Raw genomic sequence first — 17,153 nt, 5'->3', positions numbered from 1 at the left:
GCGCCCCGGCTCGTGGCCCATCGACGGTTGGGATGAGGGCAGTCGGGGTCAGAGGGTGCGCAGCATGCGGGTGTTGCCGAGGGTGTTGGGCTTGACCCGTTCGAGGTCGAGGAACTCGGCGACGCCCTCGTCGTAGGAGCGCAGCAGCTCGGCGTACACGTCCATCGGCACGGCTTGTCCCTCGATGACCTCGAAGCCGTGCCGCAGGAAGAAGTCGGTCTCGAACGTCAGGCAGAAGAGACGTTCGACGCCGATCTCGCGGGCGTCGTCCACGAGGGTCTCGAGCAGGCGCCCACCCAGCCCGGTGCCGAGCTGGTCGGGTGCCACGGCGAGGGTGCGGATCTCGGCGAGGTCCTCCCACATGACGTGGAGGGCGCCGCAGCCCACGACGCGGCCGTCGAGGTCGGCGACCCGGAACTCCTGGAGGCTCTCGAAGTAGGTGACCGCCTCCTTGCTGACAAGCACCCGCCGCTCGGCCAGCGGGGCCACGAGGGCCCGGATGGCGCGCACGTCGGAGGTGCGGGCGCGCCGGAGCACGGGCATCGCGCCGGTCACGAGAGGTTCCCGTCGCGGAACTGGGCGAAGAGGCTCCGAGCCTGGTCGCCGAGGATGACGATCGACTGCTGACCGGCCCAGCCGAAGGCGCCCTTGGCCACCCCGCGCCCCACCTTGAGCGGGCTGAGCTGGTGCAGCCCGGCCGTGAAGGTGAGGATCTGCTCGGCCGTGAGGTTGCTCCTGCCGACCTTGCTGAAGCTCGTGAGGGCCGACGGGATGGCGATCGGGCCGGCGAGCTTGGCCTTGACCGCGGCGGCGAGGATGACCTCGCCCTGGTGCCTCGATCGCCCGAAGTCCCCGTCGGGCAAGGTCTTCCGTTCACGCGCGTAGGCCAGCGCCTGGGCTCCGGTGAGCGTCTGGGGCCCGGCCCTGATGACCATGTTCTTCGCGTGCGAGGCGACGACGGTCTTGGGGATGACGATGGGGATGCCGCCCTCGTCGTCGACGATCTTCTTGAACCCGGTGAAACCGAGCACGACATAGCCCTCGACCGGCAGCCCGGTCACGTTCGTGACCGTCTTGACCTGGGCCCTCGGGCCGCCGAGCACCATGGCGGAGTTGATCTTCCCCTTGCCCCCGGTCGACAGCGGCACCCAGAGGTCCCGGGCCATGCCCATGACCCCGCCGCCGCCCTTGCCGTCGATGCCGATGACCTGCAGCACGTCGGCCCGGGTGCGTTCGAGGGGCTGGCCCTTCCGGGCGTCCGAACCGATCGCGAGCACCCAGCGCGGGCCCGAGCCGAGGCTCGGCTTCGCGACGCCGAGGGAGGGCCACCAGCCGCCGACGACCTTCCAGGTCGGACCGACGGCGAGGGTCACGTCCTCGCCGGCGGTGACGACGGCCACCGGCGTGCCCATCCACGACCCGACCTTCGCCGTGGCCTTGAGCGACCCTCCGGCGGCCTTGCGCGCCTTGAGCGCGGCCGCCGCCGTGGGCGATGCCGTATGCGTGAGGTCCCCGCCCGTGTAGACCGAGCGGACCAGCGCGGCGAGGGGAGCGGGCGCACCGTCGACGACGAGGCCCGCGTCGCTCCTGCTCGTGCCAGCCGAGGCGCTCCCGCCCGCCGGCGACGACGCCCCGGCCGGTGAGGGCGTCTCGCCCGTGCAGGCAGCGAGCGTGACCGCCGCTGCCAGCGATCCCGCGACCGCGAGGGTCGCGGCGCGAGAGCCGACGCGTCTCCGCGACCGGGCCGGACGGCATACCTCATCGGGATGCGGCCGGGCGGTGGGGCGCTGCTCGGAGATCACCGCCCCACCGTAGACGACCGGTTCACACGACGCGGGAGGCCGTCCGCACGAGCGACCGCGACGCGAGCACGGAGGCCAGCACGACCGCCCCGGCCACCGCCGACGTCACGACGAAGCGCACCACGAGCGCCGCGTCGATGGCGTTCGTGAAGGGCAGCATGAGCACGAGCACGAAGCCGGCCGACAGTGAGATCGTCATCGTCAGGGGCAGTGCGACCTCGAGGGCCCGCGCCCGGTGGAGCGACCGCTCGCTCGTGCCGGCGAGCGCGAGCGCCCGGTACTGCTCGCGCTGGTCGAGCACGCGGGCGGCCTGCACGACGCCCGTCGAGGTCGCACCGACAATGGTGATGATGACGAGGGTGACGAGCGCGCCGGTGCCCAAATCGTCGGCGAGGTACGCCTCGAGCGGGCTTCTCGGCTCGTCGACCTGGGCGAGGCTCGTGAAGCCGACGACGACGACGGCCAGGCCCAACGCCCCGACGGCTCGCCACGTGCTCTTCGGGTCGTCGGCGATGCGCCGCGCGGCCAGCAGCGTCGAAGCGGTCGGCGCCACGCGTGCCGCGAGGCGCCCGGCGACCATGACGACCCAGGGACCGACGGCGTTGACGGCCAGGATCACGGCGCCCAGCACGAGCACGATCATCATCCGCTGCGGCTCCTTCATCGGCGTGATGACGAGGACCCAGCCCGCGCCCGCGGCCAGGGCCACGAGGAGCCGCAGGACGCTGAGCCGCTTCGGGCTCGTGCGCGCCGCGACACCGAGGGGGCTCACGGCCACGCGTGCGAGGCTGGACGCGCCCGAGACGATCGCGACGACGACGACCGCTGCGACCACCGCGAGCGTCTGCCACAGCGGCAGCACCAGCTCACGCAGCTCGAACGGCCGGCCCTGGAAGCTCAGGCGCGCCACGAGGGGCAGCGCGGCGAGGTAGAGCACGACACCGGCCACGGCCCCGACGAGGGCCTGTGCGGCGGCCTCGGCCAGCGTCATGAGCGTCACCTGGCCCGACGTCGCGCCGGTGAGGCGCAGCGCGGCCAGGCGCTGGTCGCGCCGCGCGATGGCGAGCCGGGCAGCGACGCCGCCGAGGGTCAGGATCGGGATGACCATGCACGTCGTCGCAACCCAGGCCAGAGTCACGTAGAGGTTGCCGAGCGCCGCCTGGTCCGTGAGCGGGCCTTGGAGGCCCCCCGGCGGCGGCGGGTTGCGAGCCTCGAACGCCCTGAGGCCCGCCACGCAGGCGAGCAGGGCTGCCGTCGCGACGGTGAAGGAGACGGCAGCGAGCACACCCGGCACCCGGTTGTCCGCGGCGCCGGCGCTCCGCAGGCGCCACCAGAGACCGGTCGCGGCCCTCATCGCGTCACGCCTGACGGCAGCGGCGTCGTGGATCCGCCTGCCAGGCGGCCGTCGCGGACCCGGACCACCCCGTGGCACCACCGGGCGACGTTCTCGTCGTGGGTCACCACGACGAGCGAGGCCCCGGTGTGGGCCGCGAGCTGGGTCAGGTGCTGCATGACCTCGGCGCTCGTGGTCTGGTCGAGGGCGCCGGTGGGCTCGTCCGCGAAGACGACCCCGGGACGGGCGACGAGCGCGCGGGCGATCGCGACGCGTTGTGCCTGACCGCCCGAGAGCTCACCGGGGCGGCGCTTCTCGAGACCGGAGAGGCCGAGCGGCGCGAAGAGGGTGGCGGCACGGGCGGTCGCCTCCGACCGAGAGACCCCTCCGAGCATGAGCGGCAGGGCGACGTTCTCGATGGCCGGCAGCTCGGGTAGCAGCATGCCCTGCTGGAAGACGAAGCCGAAGTCCTTGCGGCGCAGGACGGTCCGGTCCCGGTCCGACATCCGTGCGACGTCGCGACCACGCCACAGCACCTGCCCGCCGGTGGGGCGCAGGATGCCGGCCAGGACGTGCAGCAAGGTCGTCTTGCCGGAACCCGAGGGGCCCATGACCGCCACGCTCTCACCCGCGCGCACCGTCACGTCGACGCCGCCGAGTGCCGGCGGACCGGCGGAGGCGCCGGAACGGCCGTAGGTCATGACGAGGCCGCGGGCGACGAGGTCGCGCGTCGGATCAGGCACCGACGTCGTGGTGGGCGGGGGCAGGGTGGGCGAGGGAAGGATGGGCGAGGGCAGGGTGGGCGACGCGCGTCGCTCGGGCGCGCCGGCCGGGATGCGGGCGGGGTCGTGGTAGCTCATGGCCCCAGCCTCGCCCGGGAGGGCGGGGCCCCACATCGGGCCGTGGTCGCTCTCCGGGCGGGACGGCATACGACCCCGGTATGACGTGGGGGACCGTCACGTACGCCGGAGGGGCCGGGGACCTGTGTCCCCGACCCCTCCGGTCGATCCTTCGAGCGGTGCTCAGCGCTCCGTGCCGGTCAGCCCCGCGTCGGGGTAGACCTGGTCGTCGGGCACGGGCGGTCCGGCCGTGATGTTGACCCCGAGCGCCTCGTCGAGGGCAGCGCCCTCGGGAAGCTCCGGGAGGTCGTCGGCCGGACGGTGCGCGGCGTCCGGGTGGGCCATGTCGGAGAAGGTGAACTTCTCCTCCTTGCCCTCGCCCTCGGTGCCGATCCTGATGTACTGGCCCGAGGTGAACTCGGCGAAGAGGATCTTCTCCGACAGGGCGTCCTCGATCTCGCGCTGGATGGTGCGGCGCAGCGGGCGCGCACCGAGCACGGGGTCGTAGCCCTTCTTGGCGAGCAGGTCCTTGGCCTCGGGCGTGAGCTCGATGCCCATGTCCTTGTCCTTGAGCCGCTTGTCGAGCTTGGCGATCTCGAGGTCGACGATCTGCGTGATCTCCGCCTTGTTGAGGTGCGGGAACACGATGGTGTCGTCGACGCGGTTGAGGAACTCGGGCCGGAAGTGCTGCTTGAGCTCGTCGGTGACCTTGGCCTTCATCCGCTCGTAGTCGGTGCGGCTGTCGGGCCCGGACGAGAAGCCCATGTTGGCCTTGGAGATGTCCCTCGTGCCGAGGTTGGTCGTCATGATGATGACCGTGTTCTTGAAGTCGACCATCCGACCCTGCGAGTCGGTGAGGCGGCCGTCCTCGAGCACCTGCAGCAGCGAGTTGAATATCTCCGGGTGGGCCTTCTCGACCTCGTCGAAGAGCACGACGGAGAACGGCTTGCGGCGCACCTTCTCGGTGAGCTGGCCGCCCTCTTCGTAGCCGACGTAGCCGGGAGGCGAACCGAAGAGCCGGCTCACCGTGTGCTTCTCGGAGTACTCGGACATGTCGAGCTGGATCAGCGCGTCCTCGCTGCCGAAGAGGAACTCGGCGAGCGTCTTGGCGAGCTCGGTCTTACCGACGCCGGTGGGGCCGGCGAAGATGAACGAGCCACCGGGGCGGCGCGGGTCCTTCAGGCCGGCACGGGTGCGGCGGATCGCCTGGGACAGCGCCTTGACGGCGTCGTCCATGCCGACGATGCGCTTGTGCAGCTCGTCCTCCATGTGGAGCAGTCGGCTGGACTCCTCCTCGGTCAGCTTGAACACCGGGATGCCGGTGCTGGCAGCCAGGACCTCGGCGATGAGCTCCTCGTCGACCTCGGCCACGACGTCCATGTCGCCCGACTTCCACTGGGCCTCACGGGCGGCCTTCTCCTGACGGAGGCGCTTCTCGTCGTCGCGGACACGCGCCGCGCGCTCGAAGTCCTGGCCGTCGATGGCCGACTCCTTCTCACGCACGAGCGCGGCGATCTTCTCGTCGAACTCGCGCAGGTCCGGCGGAGCCGTCATCCGGCGGATGCGCAGTCGCGCGCCCGCCTCGTCGATGAGGTCGATCGCCTTGTCGGGCAGGAAGCGGTCGTTGACGTAGCGGTCGGCCATGTTGGCTGCCGCGACGAGCGCGCCGTCGGTGATCGTCACGCGGTGGTGTGCCTCGTAGCGGTCACGCAGACCCTTGAGGATCTCGATGGCGTGCGGCAGCGTCGGCTCCTGCACCTGGATCGGCTGGAAGCGCCGCTCGAGGGCCGAGTCCTTCTCGATGTGCTTGCGGTACTCGTCGAGCGTCGTCGCGCCGATCGTCTGCAGCTCGCCGCGGGCCAGCATCGGCTTGAGGATGCTGGCGGCGTCGATGGCGCCCTCGGCCGCACCGGCACCGACGAGCGTGTGGATCTCGTCGATGAAGATGATGATGTCGCCGCGGGTGCGGATCTCCTTGAGGACCTTCTTCAGCCGCTCCTCGAAGTCACCGCGGTAGCGGCTGCCGGCCACGAGCGAGCCGAGGTCGAGGGTGTAGAGCTGCTTGTCCTTGAGCGTCTCGGGCACCTCGCCCTTGACGATGTCCTGGGCGAGACCCTCGACGACGGCGGTCTTGCCGACGCCGGGCTCACCGATGAGGACCGGGTTGTTCTTCGTGCGGCGGGACAGCACCTGCATGACCCGCTCGATCTCCTTCTCACGCCCGATGACCGGGTCGAGCTTGCCCTCGCGGGCCGCCTGCGTGAGGTTGCGACCGAACTGGTCGAGCACGAGGGAGCCCGCGGGCGTGCCCTCGGCCTGGCCCTGGCCGACGCCGGCGCCGGCCTTCTCGCCGCTCTGGCCACCCTGGTAGCCGGAGAGCAGCTGGATGACCTGCTGGCGGACCTTGTTGAGCTCCGCGCCGAGCTTGACGAGGACCTGGGCGGCGACGCCCTCACCCTCGCGGATCAGACCGAGCAGGATGTGCTCGGTGCCGATGTAGCTGTGGCCGAGCTGGAGTGCCTCGCGGAGCGAGTACTCGAGAACCTTCTTCGCGCGGGGCGTGAAGGGGATGTGGCCGGTCGGGGCCTGCTGCCCCTGGCCGATGATCTCCTGGACCTGGGCCCGGACCGCTTCGAGCGAGATGTCGAGCGATTCGAGGGCCTTCGCGGCGACGCCTTCGCCTTCGTGGATCAGACCCAGGAGGATGTGCTCGGTCCCGATGTAGTTGTGGTTGAGCAGGCGAGCTTCCTCCTGCGCGAGGACAACCACCCTTCGGGCCCTGTCGGTGAACCGTTCGAACATGTTCTTCTCCTGACTGATCGAGAGACATCTCGATGCTATCCGTGCCCGCTGTGGACGAGCACACCCCGACCAACGCGAGGCATGCGCGTCCTGTTCCCATCCTGAGCGTGATCGGCTCAGGTTCCGCCTCTGTTCGCCGTGAGCGGACACGCCGGGTGGGGAGTCGTCATCCTTGCGTATGCCATGTCGTACCCGTGGTGCCTGCGCAGCCACCGCGCCCCGGGCCCCGACGACCTCTGCCGTGGCGCTCGACGTCACGCCGGGACGGCCAGGTCGCCGGGTCGGCTCGGGAAGTGGCGACGCCACTCGTCGCGCAGCGCAGGCACGGTCATGCCGGCCGCGCGCATGGCCTTGGTGATCCGGGCGAGCGTGGCGGCCGGAGTCGAGTAGAGGTCGCGCGACACGACGACCAGGCGGCGGATGCGCTCGTCGTCCAGGAGCTCGTCGCGACCGATGTCGGTGAGCCACTGCGCGTCCGACTCCGCATGTTGCCGCCCGTCGTACTCGATGATGAGCCGGTGCGGGAGGTACGCCAGGTCGTAGCGACGCAGCAGCGTGCCGTCCTCGTCGTGGACCCGGTGGTCGACCTCGGGCTCGGGCAGTCCGGCGAGCACGATGAGCAGCCGGAGCCGCGTCTCCATGGGCGAGTCGACTCCGGTCCGGACGAGCGCGGCGGCCTGACGGGCCAGACGGGAGTAGGGCCCCCGGTGGTCACGCGTGGCTGACACGAGCTGCTCGGGTGTCGTGCGCCGGCGCCTCACCAGCGAGTCGCCGAGCACGACGAGGTCGACCAGGGGCAGGTAGTGGGCGAGGTCCAGGAAGGTCTGGACCGGTGAGGTCATCCGGATGGCACCCCACTGCACGACGCGCTGCCCGGCCTTCGACCGGTGCCCCGCCAGCCCCGCCCCCTTGACCCGCTGCCGGCGCGAGGTCACGTGGACGTCCGGATGGTCCGGCACGATGGCCCCCAGCAGCCTGGCAGCGGTGTGGTGGGACACGTAGCTGCCGGGCTCGGCCACCATCAGGGCGGCCTTGGCCATCTCGAGGTCGCCGACCGGCACCTGGCGATGGACGTGGACCCCGTGGAAGAGCGCGCGGTAACCGCGGCGCAGCTCTCGGTCCGACAGGTGCCTGGCGTCGGACCGGAGGAACGGTCGTCCCTCGTTCGGGGTCATGTCCCGACGATCCCCCAGGAGCAGAGGCCCGTGCCCGCGTCCTCCACAGCCCGGGTCGCACACGGTCCGGTCGGTTTGGGGGCCGCGGCGCCGGAAGGTGCGGGTTTGGCGCCTGGCGCGGTCGGTTTGGGGGCCGCGGCGCCGGAAGGTGCGGGGTTGGCGCCCGGTGTGGTCGGTTTGGGGGCCGTGGCGCCGGAAGGTGCGGGGAGGGGCGGGGCTGGCGGGGGTGTATGCCGGGTGGCGGGGTCAGTCGGAGCGGTGGGCGAAGCGGCGGTGGAGGTCGCGCACCTCGTCCTCGAGCTGCGGGACCGGGCCGTCGACGACCGCACCCGGCACGACCTCGCGGATCGAGAGCGGAGCGACCGGTGAGGGACCGGCACCCCACGCGGACCGCCACGCACCCAGCTGGGCCGAGCTCACGGCATACACGATCCGCCCGAGGCCGACCCAGCCGTGCGCGGCCGAGCACATCGCACAGTGCTCGCCCGAGGTGTAGACCGTCGCGGCCGCGCGCTCGGGCCCGGTCAGGTGGGCACCGGCCCAGCGGGCGATGGCGAGCTCGGGGTGCTGGGTGGCATCCAGCGCGACGACGTGGTTGTGGTCCTCGAAGAGGACCTCGTCGTTGCCCGACACGAGAACGGAGCCGAAGGGCTCGTCGCCTCGCTCGAGCGCGAGGCGGGCGAGCTCCACGGCCCGGCGCAGGTGGCCGAGGTCGGTGGCATCGACGCTCACGCGACCCTCCCGGTGACGAGCGCGAAGGTGACGAACGCGCCGCCGTCGGCCTCGAGCATCGACTGCACCGGCGAGGTCGGCTGGCCCTTGAGCTCCATGACGGCGCGCTCCCACAGCAGCCAGTTCGCGCACGCGTCAGCCTGGTTGCGCGCCGTGACGGTCCGGAACGCCCGGCTGAACTCCCACTGGCTGCGCAGCCACTCGGCGGTGTGCCACGCGGCCGACTCGGCCCCGACGACGCGGTCGATGTGCTCGGGGATCTCGCCGAGCTCGCGCACCTCCGTCGTGAGCGCAGGCGTCGCGACGCCGAGCTGGCCGCCGGGCTTGAGGAAGGTGGCGAGGTAGGGCGGGTAGTGGTCGCCGGTGCCGAAGTACTCCCACGCGTCGATGCTGACGATGGCGTCGAACGACCCGCGACCGAACGGGAGGGCGTGGGCGTCGACGCGCATCGGCAGCACCTGGTCGTCCACCGCCTCCTTGCGGAACACCCCGGCGGCGGCGGTCGGGTCGACCCAGAGGTCGGCGGCGATGACGTGCACGCCGTACTCCCGGGCGAGGAAGACCGACGTCGCGCCGAGACCCGAGCCGAGGTCGAGCACGCGCATGCCGGGGCGCAGGTCGAGGTCGGCGGCGAGGTCCTCGAGCAGCCACAGCGGGTGCGGGCCCATGTCGAGGTCCACGAGCCACTTGGCGTCGTACTTCGAGGACTTGGGGAAGGCGTCGCGGGTCAGGTGGTCGAGGGCGGGCATGCCTCGATCCTCGGGGACGACGACGTATGCCGTCGAGCCCGTTCACGGGGCGGGCGTCTGCGAGGCGCGTGCGTCAGTCGGCGCGCACGAGGCGGTCCGGGGTGAGGTCAGCGAGCGACGTGCAGCCGGTGAGGGCGAGCTGGAGGTCGAGCTCCGCCCGCAGGTTGCGCAGCACCTCGGACACGCCGTCGGCGCCGGCGAGGGCGAGGCCGTAGACGTGCGGCCGCCCGATGCCGACCGCCGTCGCGCCGAGGGCCAGTGCCACGAAGACGTCTGCCCCGCAACGGATCCCGCTGTCGAAGATGATCGGAGCCTGCGATCCTGTCCCCCGAACCGCCTCGACGACCCCGGGCAGGGCGTCGAGCGCCGCGACCGACCGGTCGACCTGACGACCACCGTGGTTCGAGACGTAGACGCCGTCGACCCCCACGTCCACGGCGCGTCGCGCGTCGTCGGGGTGGAGGATGCCCTTGAGCACGATCGGCAGGCTCGTCAGGGAACGCAGCCGCGGCAGCTCGTCCCAGGTCAGCGAGGGCCGGCTGAACACGTCGAGGAACGTCTCGACCGCCGCTCGCGGCTCGGGCGCGGTGAGGTTGTGGCGCGTGTCCCCCGGGTGGTTGCGCGACATCGACAGCAGGGTGGCGACCGCGGCCGGCGTCGGGCGGGGACGCGCAGACGGCTTGGCTGCCGCCAAGCGCTCGCGGACCAGCCGCTGGAACACGGGGTCGGACGTGTACTGGGCGATCCCCTCGCCGCGGGCGAACGGCAGGTGCCCGAGGTCGAGGTCGCGTGGACGCCAGCCGAGGTATGCCGTGTCGAGCGTGACGACGAGGGCGTCGCTGCCGCACGCCTCGGCCCGAGCGACGAGGCTCTCGACGAGCTCGTCGTTGCTGCTCCAGTAGAGCTGGTACCAGTGGCCCGACCCGCCGAGGGCGCGGGCGACGTCCTCCATCGGCACCGAGGCCTGCGTGCTGAGGATCGGGGTCACGCGCTGCTCCCGGGCGCCACGCGCTACGGCGAGGTCGGCGGCGTCGTCGGCCATCGACAGCACGCCGACGGGGGCGACGAGGAGGGGGCTCTCGTGCCGGCGACCGAAGAGCTCGACGGACGTGTCGCGCTCGGTCGTGTCGACGAGCATCCGTGGCACCGTGCGCCACCGGGAGAACGCGGCGACGTTGCCATCGGCGCTCGCCTCGGAACCGGCCGAGCCTGCGACGTAGGCGAACCCGCGCTTCGACATGACCTTGCGGGCCGCGGCCTCGAGCTGCGTGCCGTCCGTGGGCACCGCAGGTCGGCGACCGAAGGCGCCGGCCCGGTAGATCGCGGACTGCACGGTCCGGCCGATGCCCTCCTGTGGCATACCTGCTCCTCTGGTCGCGCGAAGCCCGTCCGCGGCGGTGCGGCCGGGGGTGCGCCCATCCTGCTACGGCGCGGGGGCGGGGCTCACCAGGTGACGGAGACCGTGTCGCGCCACCAGCGCTCGAGCTCGTCGACCGGATCCGCCGGACTGCGGCTCCACAGCCGCAGGTACAGGTCGACCGGGTCTCCCGACAGGACGTGGTCGGCGGTGGCTGCCTCAGGCCCGGTCGGACCGACGCGCCGGGTGGAGACCGGCCGGCTTGCCGCGAGGTCGACGAGCCATGCGACGTCGGCGCCGTCGGGGCGCACGAGGAGCCGGGTGGGGGAGCCGGGCCACGTGCCCTCCCGACGACGGGTGACGAAGCCGACGAGCAGCTCGTCGATGCCGTCGAGCGCGACCTCGGGCGCGATCCATGTCTCGTCGGCCCGAGGGGGTCGCCCGAGCCGGGCGCCGAGGGCGTCGACGGCGTGGATCGTGGTCTCGTGGCACTGCCGGCGCGTCCAGAACAGCCGCGGTGCCGGTGCGTCGTTCAGGAACACGAGCGCCTCGAGATCGTCCGGCGCGTCGACGATGGCCTGCAGGAGCGCGGTGGCGCCCTCGTCGAACCACCCGAGCGGGTCGGACGACTCGCGGCCCTGCTGCTCGAGGGGCTCGGGCGGCTCGATCGGCTCGCCGCGCAGGTGGCTCGCGGCCCAGCGGTGGACCATCCCCTGGTGGGCGACGAGGTCGAGCACGGTCCAGCCCGGGCAGGTCGGGACGGGTGCGCCGAGGCCCGCTGCCACCGCGTTGGCGCGCAGCACGGTCGACGCGGCTCCGAGCGCCTCGCCGAGCTCGTCGAGGGTGGGGCCTCGCCCTCCGGGAGCAGCCGTGGGTCCTGGCATGGCAGCGAGTGTGCCGCATGTCCCGGCCCGAGGACCGGCGGGTCGGGGGTGCGGCGGTAGATTTGCCCGGCGGGACGGTCACCACCGTCCACCACCGTCACCCGAGCGACATCCCGAGCACCACCCGGAGGCCCCCGTGGACGCCAGCGACCTGCTGCGCAACTCGCTCCTGCAGCTGTCCAAGCAGGAGAAGATCCGAGACGTCATCGAGAAGGCGCCCGTGTCGCGCTCGGTCGTCAAGCGCTTCGTGCCCGGCGCCGACCGCGCCGACGTCGTCGCCGCCGCGTCCGAGATCGCGGAGTCCGGACGGCGCTCGACGATCGACTACCTCGGCGAGGACACGACGGACCTCGCCCAAGCGCAGCACACCCGCGACGCCTACGTCTCCCTGCTCACCGCGCTGCGCGACGAGGGCCTCACCGAGGGCGGCACCGTCGAGGTGTCGCTCAAGCTGAGCGCGCTCGGTCAGGCCCTGCCCGGTGACGGCAACGCGATCGCCCTCGACCACGCCCGTGAGATCTGCGACGTCGCGAAGCAGGCCGGCACCACGGTGACCCTCGACATGGAGGACCACACGACGACGGACCTCACGCTCGATGCCCTGCGCGAGCTGCGGGCCGACTTCCCGACCGTCGGCGCCGTGCTCCAGGCCTACCTCTACCGGACCGAGGCCGACTGTCGTGACCTCGCCCACGCGGGCTCGCGCGTGCGCCTCTGCAAGGGCGCCTACAAGGAGCCGGAGTCGGTGGCCTTCCAGGCGGGTTCCGAGGTCGACAAGTCGTACGTGCGCTGCCTGAAGGTCCTCATGCAGGGCGAGGGCTACCCGATGGTCGCCTCGCACGACCCGCGACTCATCGAGATCGCCGGCGCGCTCGCGGGCCAGGCCGGCCGCGACCCGAGGTCGTTCGAGTACCAGATGCTGTACGGCATCCGGCCCGAGGAGCAGAAGCGGATCGCCGACCGCGGGGACCAGATGCGCGTCTACATCCCCTACGGGCAGGAGTGGTACGGCTACCTCATGCGCCGCATGGCGGAGAAGCCGGCCAACGTCATGTTCTTCCTGCGCGGCGTCGCGACGAAGAACTGAGCGGGGGACACGCGATGACGACGACGGCGATCTTCGGTGCGGGGGTCATGGGCGAGACGCTCGTCTCGGGCCTCATCCGCTCGGGCCGCACCCCCGGTGACCTCGTCGTCACCGGCCGCACGCCCGACAAGGTCAACGCGCTCGCCGAGCGACACGGCGTCCGCGTCATGGCCAACGCCGACGCGGCCGACGTCGCCGACACCCTCGTGCTCTGCGTCAAGCCGCAGGACATGGCTGCCCTGCTCGAGGAGATCCACGACCACGTGGCCCCCGGCAACACCGTCGTGTCGCTCGCGGCAGGGATCACGACCGAGTACCTCGAGTCCCGGCTGCCCGAGGGCACCTCGGTCATCCGCGTCATGCCGAACACGCCGGCGCTCGTCGACCAGGGCATGGCCGGCATCTCGCCCGGAAGCCACTGCACCGACGACCACCTCGCCGAGGCCGAGGCGCTGCTCAGCTCGTGCGGCAGGGTCGTGCGCCTGCCCGAGAAGCACCTCGACGCCGTGACGGCCATCTCCGGCAGCGGCCCGGCCTACATCTTCTACGTCGTCGAGGCGATGATCGAGGCGGGCGTCGTGCTCGGGCTGCCGCGCGCCACCGCGACCGAGCTCGTCGTCCAGACGCTCTACGGGGCGGCCACCATGCTCAAGGAGACCAAGGAGCACCCGACGGTCCTCCGCGAGCAGGTCAGCTCGCCCGGGGGCACGACCGTCGCGGCGCTGCGCCAGCTCGACGACCACAAGGTGCGCGCCGCGTTCGTCACGGCCATCGAGGCGGCGGCCGCACGGTCCCGAGAACTGGCGTCGGGACAGGTCTGAGGGCACTGTGGGGTGATGGCAGAACCGCACCCCGCCCTGCACCTGCACCCGGTCACGGCTGACGACTGGGAGTCGCACCGCGACGTGCGTCTCGAGATGCTTCGGGAGGCGCCGGACGCGTTCTGGTTCACCTACGCCGACGAGGCCGTCTACGACGAGGCCGACTGGCGCGAACGCATCGAGGGGGCCTGGCTCGTCCAGGCGCGGGACGCCAAGGGGGTCCTCGGCAGCGCGGGCCTCGGCTCGCACTGGGAGCCCGAGCGGGCAACGACGGCAACGCTCTTCGGCATGTACGTCGCCCCCAGGGCGCGCGGTCGGGGCGTGGGAGAGGCACTCGTGCGGGCGGTCCTGGACGAGGCTCGCCGGCTCGGCAAGTCCGAGGTCGTCCTCGAGGTCGCGAGCTCGAACGTCGCCGCAGAGACGTTGTATGCGCGGTGCGGCTTCGTGCGCACCGGTGCCGTCCACGACCACCCTCGACGGCCCGACCTCCGCGAGGTCGAGATGACGCATCGCTTCTGAGTCCGTCTCTCGGGCAGCAGGGCCCGTGGGGCACCGAACGTTCACCGGCTCGCTGGTGCGGTGCGACTGCCTGTCGTGCGATGGTGGACCCATGAGCACCACGAACGACATCACCGTGCGTCCCCTCGGCGAGGACGACTGGCAGGACTATCGATCCGTCCGTCTGGCCGCGCTCCGTGAGTCGCCCGAGGCGTTCGTGGCCACGCTCGAGCAGGAGGAGGCCTACGACGAGGACTTCTGGCGCCAGCGCATGCTGCGGTCGGCGCGGCTCGTGGCCGAGCGGGCGGGCGACGCGGTCGGTGTCGTCAGCGTGGGAGCCGCCAAGGGCAGCGAGGACGCGGCCGGCGAGCTCTTCGGCCTCTGGGTGCGCCCCGAGGCGCGGGGCTCCGGCGTCGCGACCCGACTCGTCAAGGACGGCGCCTCGCTCGCGGCGGAGCGCGGTCACTCCCATCTCGTCTACTGGGTCGGCACGGACAACGGTCGCGCCGTCGCGTTCGCGAGCGGTATGGGCTTCCGCCCGACCGACTACCGCCGTCCGATGGGCGTCGTCAGCGAGGAGGACGGCGAGGAGGAGATCGCCATGGTCCTGCCGCTCGGCGCCGACAACGGGCCCCTGCTGCGTCTCTGACCACGCTCACGCCAGAGCCGTTCGGACCCACCGCCCCGAGTCACGGGTGTCGGTGGGTTCGTCTGTCCGGCAGCGAGATCGGCGGTCAGGGACGGGCAGCGAAGCGTTCGATGAGCTCGACCGGACCACTGACGATGAGCATGTGGTGCGCGGAGATCTTCGTCTGTGGGACGGCATACGTGAAGTCCTCGCCCGGCGCCTTGACGCCGACGACGGTGACGCCGTACTTGCGGCGGATCGAGCTCTGCTCGAGCGTGAAGCCGACCGTCTCCGACGGCGGCTTGAGCTTGACGATGGCGAACCCGTCGTCGAACTCGATGTAGTCGAGCAGCTTGCCGTTGACGAGGTGGGCCACGCGGCGCCCCGAGTCGGCCTCGGGGGAGATGACGTGGTGGACGCCGATGCGGTCGAGGATGCGCTTGTGCTCCGGCGAGAGCGCCTTGGCCCAGATCGAGGGGACGCCGGCGTCGACCAGGTTGGCGGCCGCGAGCACCGAGGACTCGACCGACGAGCCGATGCCGACGATCGCGATCTTCGGCTGCGCCGCGCGGATCATCTCGAGGGCGCTCGACTGCGCCATGTCGGCGTGCACGACCTTGGCGACCTTGTTGACGTAGCTCTCGGCGATGGAGTTGTCACGCTCGACGGCGATGACGCGGTGGCCCAGCCTCGTGAGCTCGAGAGCGACGGCGGCGCCGAAGCGTCCCAGCCCGATGACGATCACGTCGTCCTCGAAGAGCCGGTTGCGGCCCATGCGTGTTACCTCCGTCATCCGGTGCGCGTTTCCGCGATAGCGTCTCAATCATGCCAACTCAGGCCCGGGTCGTCTGGGACGCCTCCTTCACGAGGTACAACTTCGGCCCCACCCACCCGATGGCACCCGTCCGCCTCGACCTCACGGCGCGGCTCTGCGAGGCCCTCGGGGTGTTCGACGTCGACGGCGTCGAGGTGGTCGGCGCCGAGGTGGCCCCGGACGAGCTGCTCGCGACCATCCACGACGACGACTACGTCGCTGCGGTCAAGGAGGCGTCGCTCGACCCCTCGAGGGCCCAGGACGCCTACGGCCTCGGTACCGAGGACGACCCGGCCTTCGAGGGCATGCACGACGCGAGCGCCCGAGTCGTCTCCGGCACCGTGGACAGCGCCCGCGCGGTCTGGGAGGGCGAGGCCGAGCACGCGGTGAACTTCACCGGCGGCCTGCACCACGCCATGCGCGGCAAGGCGAGCGGCTTCTGCGTCTACAACGACATCGCGGTCGGCATCCAGTGGCTGCTCGACCACGGCGCCGAGCGCGTGGCCTACGTCGACGTCGACGTGCACCACGGTGACGGCGTCGAGCGCATCTTCTGGGACGACCCCCGGGTCCTCACGATCTCGGTCCACGAGACCGGCCGGGCGCTCTTCCCCGGCACCGGGTGGCCCGCCGACGTCGGGGGTGCCGACGCGGAGGGCAGCGCCGTCAACGTCGCGCTGCCGCCCGGCCTGAGCGATGCGGGCTGGCTGCGGGCGATCCATGCCGTCGTGACCCCCCTGGTGCGGGCGTTCCGGCCCGATGTGCTCGTGACGCAGCACGGGTGCGACACGCACGCCGAGGACCCGCTGGCGCACTTCGCCGTCACCGTCGACGCCCAGCGAGCGGCGGCCGAGTCGCTGCACCGGCTCGCGCACGAGGTGTGCGAGGGGCGGTGGGTGGCCCTCGGCGGCGGGGGCTACGAGGTCGTCGACGTCGTGCCACGCACGTGGACGCACCTGACCGCGATCGCCGCGCACGCCCCGATCAAGACCACGGTGCCCGTCCCCGAGGACTGGCGCTCCCACGTCGAGCTCGTCTTCGGCCGCCCGGGGCCGCGGCGGATGGGCGACCTGACGACCGAGGACGGCCCGCTCTGGTGGCGGTCCTGGGAGATGGGCTACGACCCGGCGAGCGAGGTCGACCGCGCGATCATGGCGACGCGCACCGCCGTCTTCCCGCTGCACGGCCTCGACATCCACTTCGACTGAGTTCTTGGGCTTCGCTTCGCTTCGCGCGTGCCTCGGCGCCCCTTAGACGTTGCCTTCCTCCGCTTCGCTCGCTCGTTCCTCGCGCGCTGCGCTTCGTCCAGGCAACGTCGGCGCCGCGGCGTGCTGTTGGCGCCTCGCTTCGCTGCGCCGCGTGCCCCGGCGCCCGTCAGACGTCGCCTTCCTCCGCTTCGCTCGCTCGTTCCTCGCTCGCTGCGCTGCGTCCAGGCGACGCCGGCGCCTCGGCCTGCTGTTGGCGCCTCGGCCTGCTGTTGGCGCCTCGCTCGCTGCGCTTCGTCCAGGCAACGTCGGCGCCGCGGCGTGGCCGCAATCGGGTTGGTGGGCAACGGGGTGAGCGCCTAGCATGACCGCACGGCGACGACGGGCCTGACGATCCTGAGCCGAGCACGACCAGAGGCCGTCCGCG

General features: G+C 72.0%; 16 protein-coding genes. 5 read left to right on the top strand and 11 right to left on the bottom strand.

Going from position 1 to position 17,153, the window contains the following annotated elements; all coding sequences use genetic code 11:
• Nucleotides 1-48: 48 nt before the first annotated feature.
• The 10 genes from ABD831_RS17170 to ABD831_RS17125 form a co-directional block, all read right to left on the bottom strand.
• Nucleotides 49-543, bottom strand: coding sequence for an amino-acid N-acetyltransferase (locus tag ABD831_RS17170; RefSeq protein WP_344949668.1), 495 nt, complete (start codon nt 541-543; stop codon nt 49-51).
• Nucleotides 544-551: 8 nt separating this feature from the next.
• The gene (locus ABD831_RS17165) at nt 552-1,802 is read right to left on the bottom strand and encodes an LCP family protein (protein WP_344949402.1); all 1,251 of its coding nucleotides are present in this window, start codon (nt 1,800-1,802) and stop codon (nt 552-554) included.
• Nucleotides 1,803-1,824: 22 nt separating this feature from the next.
• Entirely contained in the window at nt 1,825-3,156 is a 1,332-nt protein-coding gene (locus tag ABD831_RS17160; protein ID WP_344949399.1) for an FtsX-like permease family protein, read from the bottom strand.
• A complete protein-coding gene (locus ABD831_RS17155; protein WP_344949396.1) occupies nt 3,153-3,995 on the bottom strand; it encodes an ABC transporter ATP-binding protein in 843 nt (280 codons plus the stop codon). Before ABD831_RS17155 ends, ABD831_RS17160 begins: the two co-directional genes overlap by 4 nt.
• 162 nt (nt 3,996-4,157) lie before the next feature.
• The gene (locus ABD831_RS17150) at nt 4,158-6,776 is read right to left on the bottom strand and encodes an ATP-dependent Clp protease ATP-binding subunit (protein ID WP_344949393.1); all 2,619 of its coding nucleotides are present in this window, start codon (nt 6,774-6,776) and stop codon (nt 4,158-4,160) included.
• Nucleotides 6,777-7,030: 254 nt separating this feature from the next.
• Nucleotides 7,031-7,951 carry a hypothetical protein gene (locus ABD831_RS17145; protein ID WP_344949390.1) on the bottom strand — a complete coding sequence of 307 codons (921 nt, stop codon included), beginning with the start codon at nt 7,949-7,951 and terminating at the stop codon, nt 7,031-7,033.
• Between the two features lie 246 nt (nt 7,952-8,197).
• Complete coding sequence (locus ABD831_RS17140) at nt 8,198-8,683, bottom strand: nucleoside deaminase (RefSeq protein WP_344949387.1); 486 nt, start codon at nt 8,681-8,683, stop codon at nt 8,198-8,200.
• Nucleotides 8,680-9,432: an SAM-dependent methyltransferase gene (locus ABD831_RS17135; RefSeq protein WP_344949383.1), complete on the bottom strand. Its 753-nt coding sequence runs from the start codon at nt 9,430-9,432 to the stop codon at nt 8,680-8,682. The genes ABD831_RS17140 and ABD831_RS17135 overlap by 4 nt, the downstream gene beginning before the upstream one ends.
• Before the next feature lie 73 nt (nt 9,433-9,505).
• A complete protein-coding gene (locus tag ABD831_RS17130; RefSeq protein WP_344949380.1) occupies nt 9,506-10,792 on the bottom strand; it encodes an alpha-hydroxy-acid oxidizing protein in 1,287 nt (428 codons plus the stop codon).
• Nucleotides 10,793-10,875: 83 nt separating this feature from the next.
• Nucleotides 10,876-11,673 (bottom strand): maleylpyruvate isomerase N-terminal domain-containing protein, encoded by a 798-nt coding sequence (locus ABD831_RS17125; protein ID WP_344949377.1) that lies wholly within the window; start codon nt 11,671-11,673, stop codon nt 10,876-10,878.
• A 136-nt stretch (nt 11,674-11,809) separates the two neighbouring features.
• Between ABD831_RS17125 and ABD831_RS17120 the strand changes: the two genes are divergently transcribed.
• From ABD831_RS17120 to ABD831_RS17105, 4 genes are all read left to right on the top strand, one after another.
• The gene (locus ABD831_RS17120) at nt 11,810-12,760 is read left to right on the top strand and encodes a proline dehydrogenase family protein (RefSeq protein ID WP_142179018.1); all 951 of its coding nucleotides are present in this window, start codon (nt 11,810-11,812) and stop codon (nt 12,758-12,760) included.
• Nucleotides 12,761-12,774: 14 nt separating this feature from the next.
• Nucleotides 12,775-13,581, top strand: a complete 807-nt coding sequence (proC, locus tag ABD831_RS17115; RefSeq protein ID WP_344949367.1) for a pyrroline-5-carboxylate reductase — start codon at nt 12,775-12,777, stop codon at nt 13,579-13,581.
• 15 nt (nt 13,582-13,596) lie between these two features.
• Nucleotides 13,597-14,100: a GNAT family N-acetyltransferase gene (locus ABD831_RS17110; protein ID WP_344949363.1), complete on the top strand. Its 504-nt coding sequence runs from the start codon at nt 13,597-13,599 to the stop codon at nt 14,098-14,100.
• 91 nt (nt 14,101-14,191) lie between these two features.
• On the top strand, nt 14,192-14,728 hold the full coding sequence (locus ABD831_RS17105) for a GNAT family N-acetyltransferase (RefSeq protein WP_344949360.1): 537 nt from the start codon (nt 14,192-14,194) through the stop codon (nt 14,726-14,728).
• A gap of 85 nt (nt 14,729-14,813) precedes the next feature.
• On the opposite strand, the gene ABD831_RS17100 is transcribed toward ABD831_RS17105, so the two are convergent.
• Nucleotides 14,814-15,482: an FAD-dependent oxidoreductase gene (locus ABD831_RS17100; protein WP_142179015.1), complete on the bottom strand. Its 669-nt coding sequence runs from the start codon at nt 15,480-15,482 to the stop codon at nt 14,814-14,816.
• Between the two features lie 50 nt (nt 15,483-15,532).
• Here ABD831_RS17100 and ABD831_RS17095 point away from each other — a divergent pair, with 50 nt between their 5' ends.
• Nucleotides 15,533-16,729 (top strand): acetoin utilization protein AcuC, encoded by a 1,197-nt coding sequence (locus ABD831_RS17095; protein ID WP_344949356.1) that lies wholly within the window; start codon nt 15,533-15,535, stop codon nt 16,727-16,729.
• Nucleotides 16,730-17,153 lie beyond the last annotated feature (424 nt).

The sequence above is a fragment of the Terrabacter ginsenosidimutans genome (assembly GCF_039539425.1).
Taxonomy (GTDB): Bacteria; Actinomycetota; Actinomycetes; order Actinomycetales; family Dermatophilaceae; genus Terrabacter; species Terrabacter ginsenosidimutans.
The sequence above is the reverse complement of the archived record's forward strand: the minus strand, read 5'-3'. Positions and strand labels throughout refer to the sequence as shown.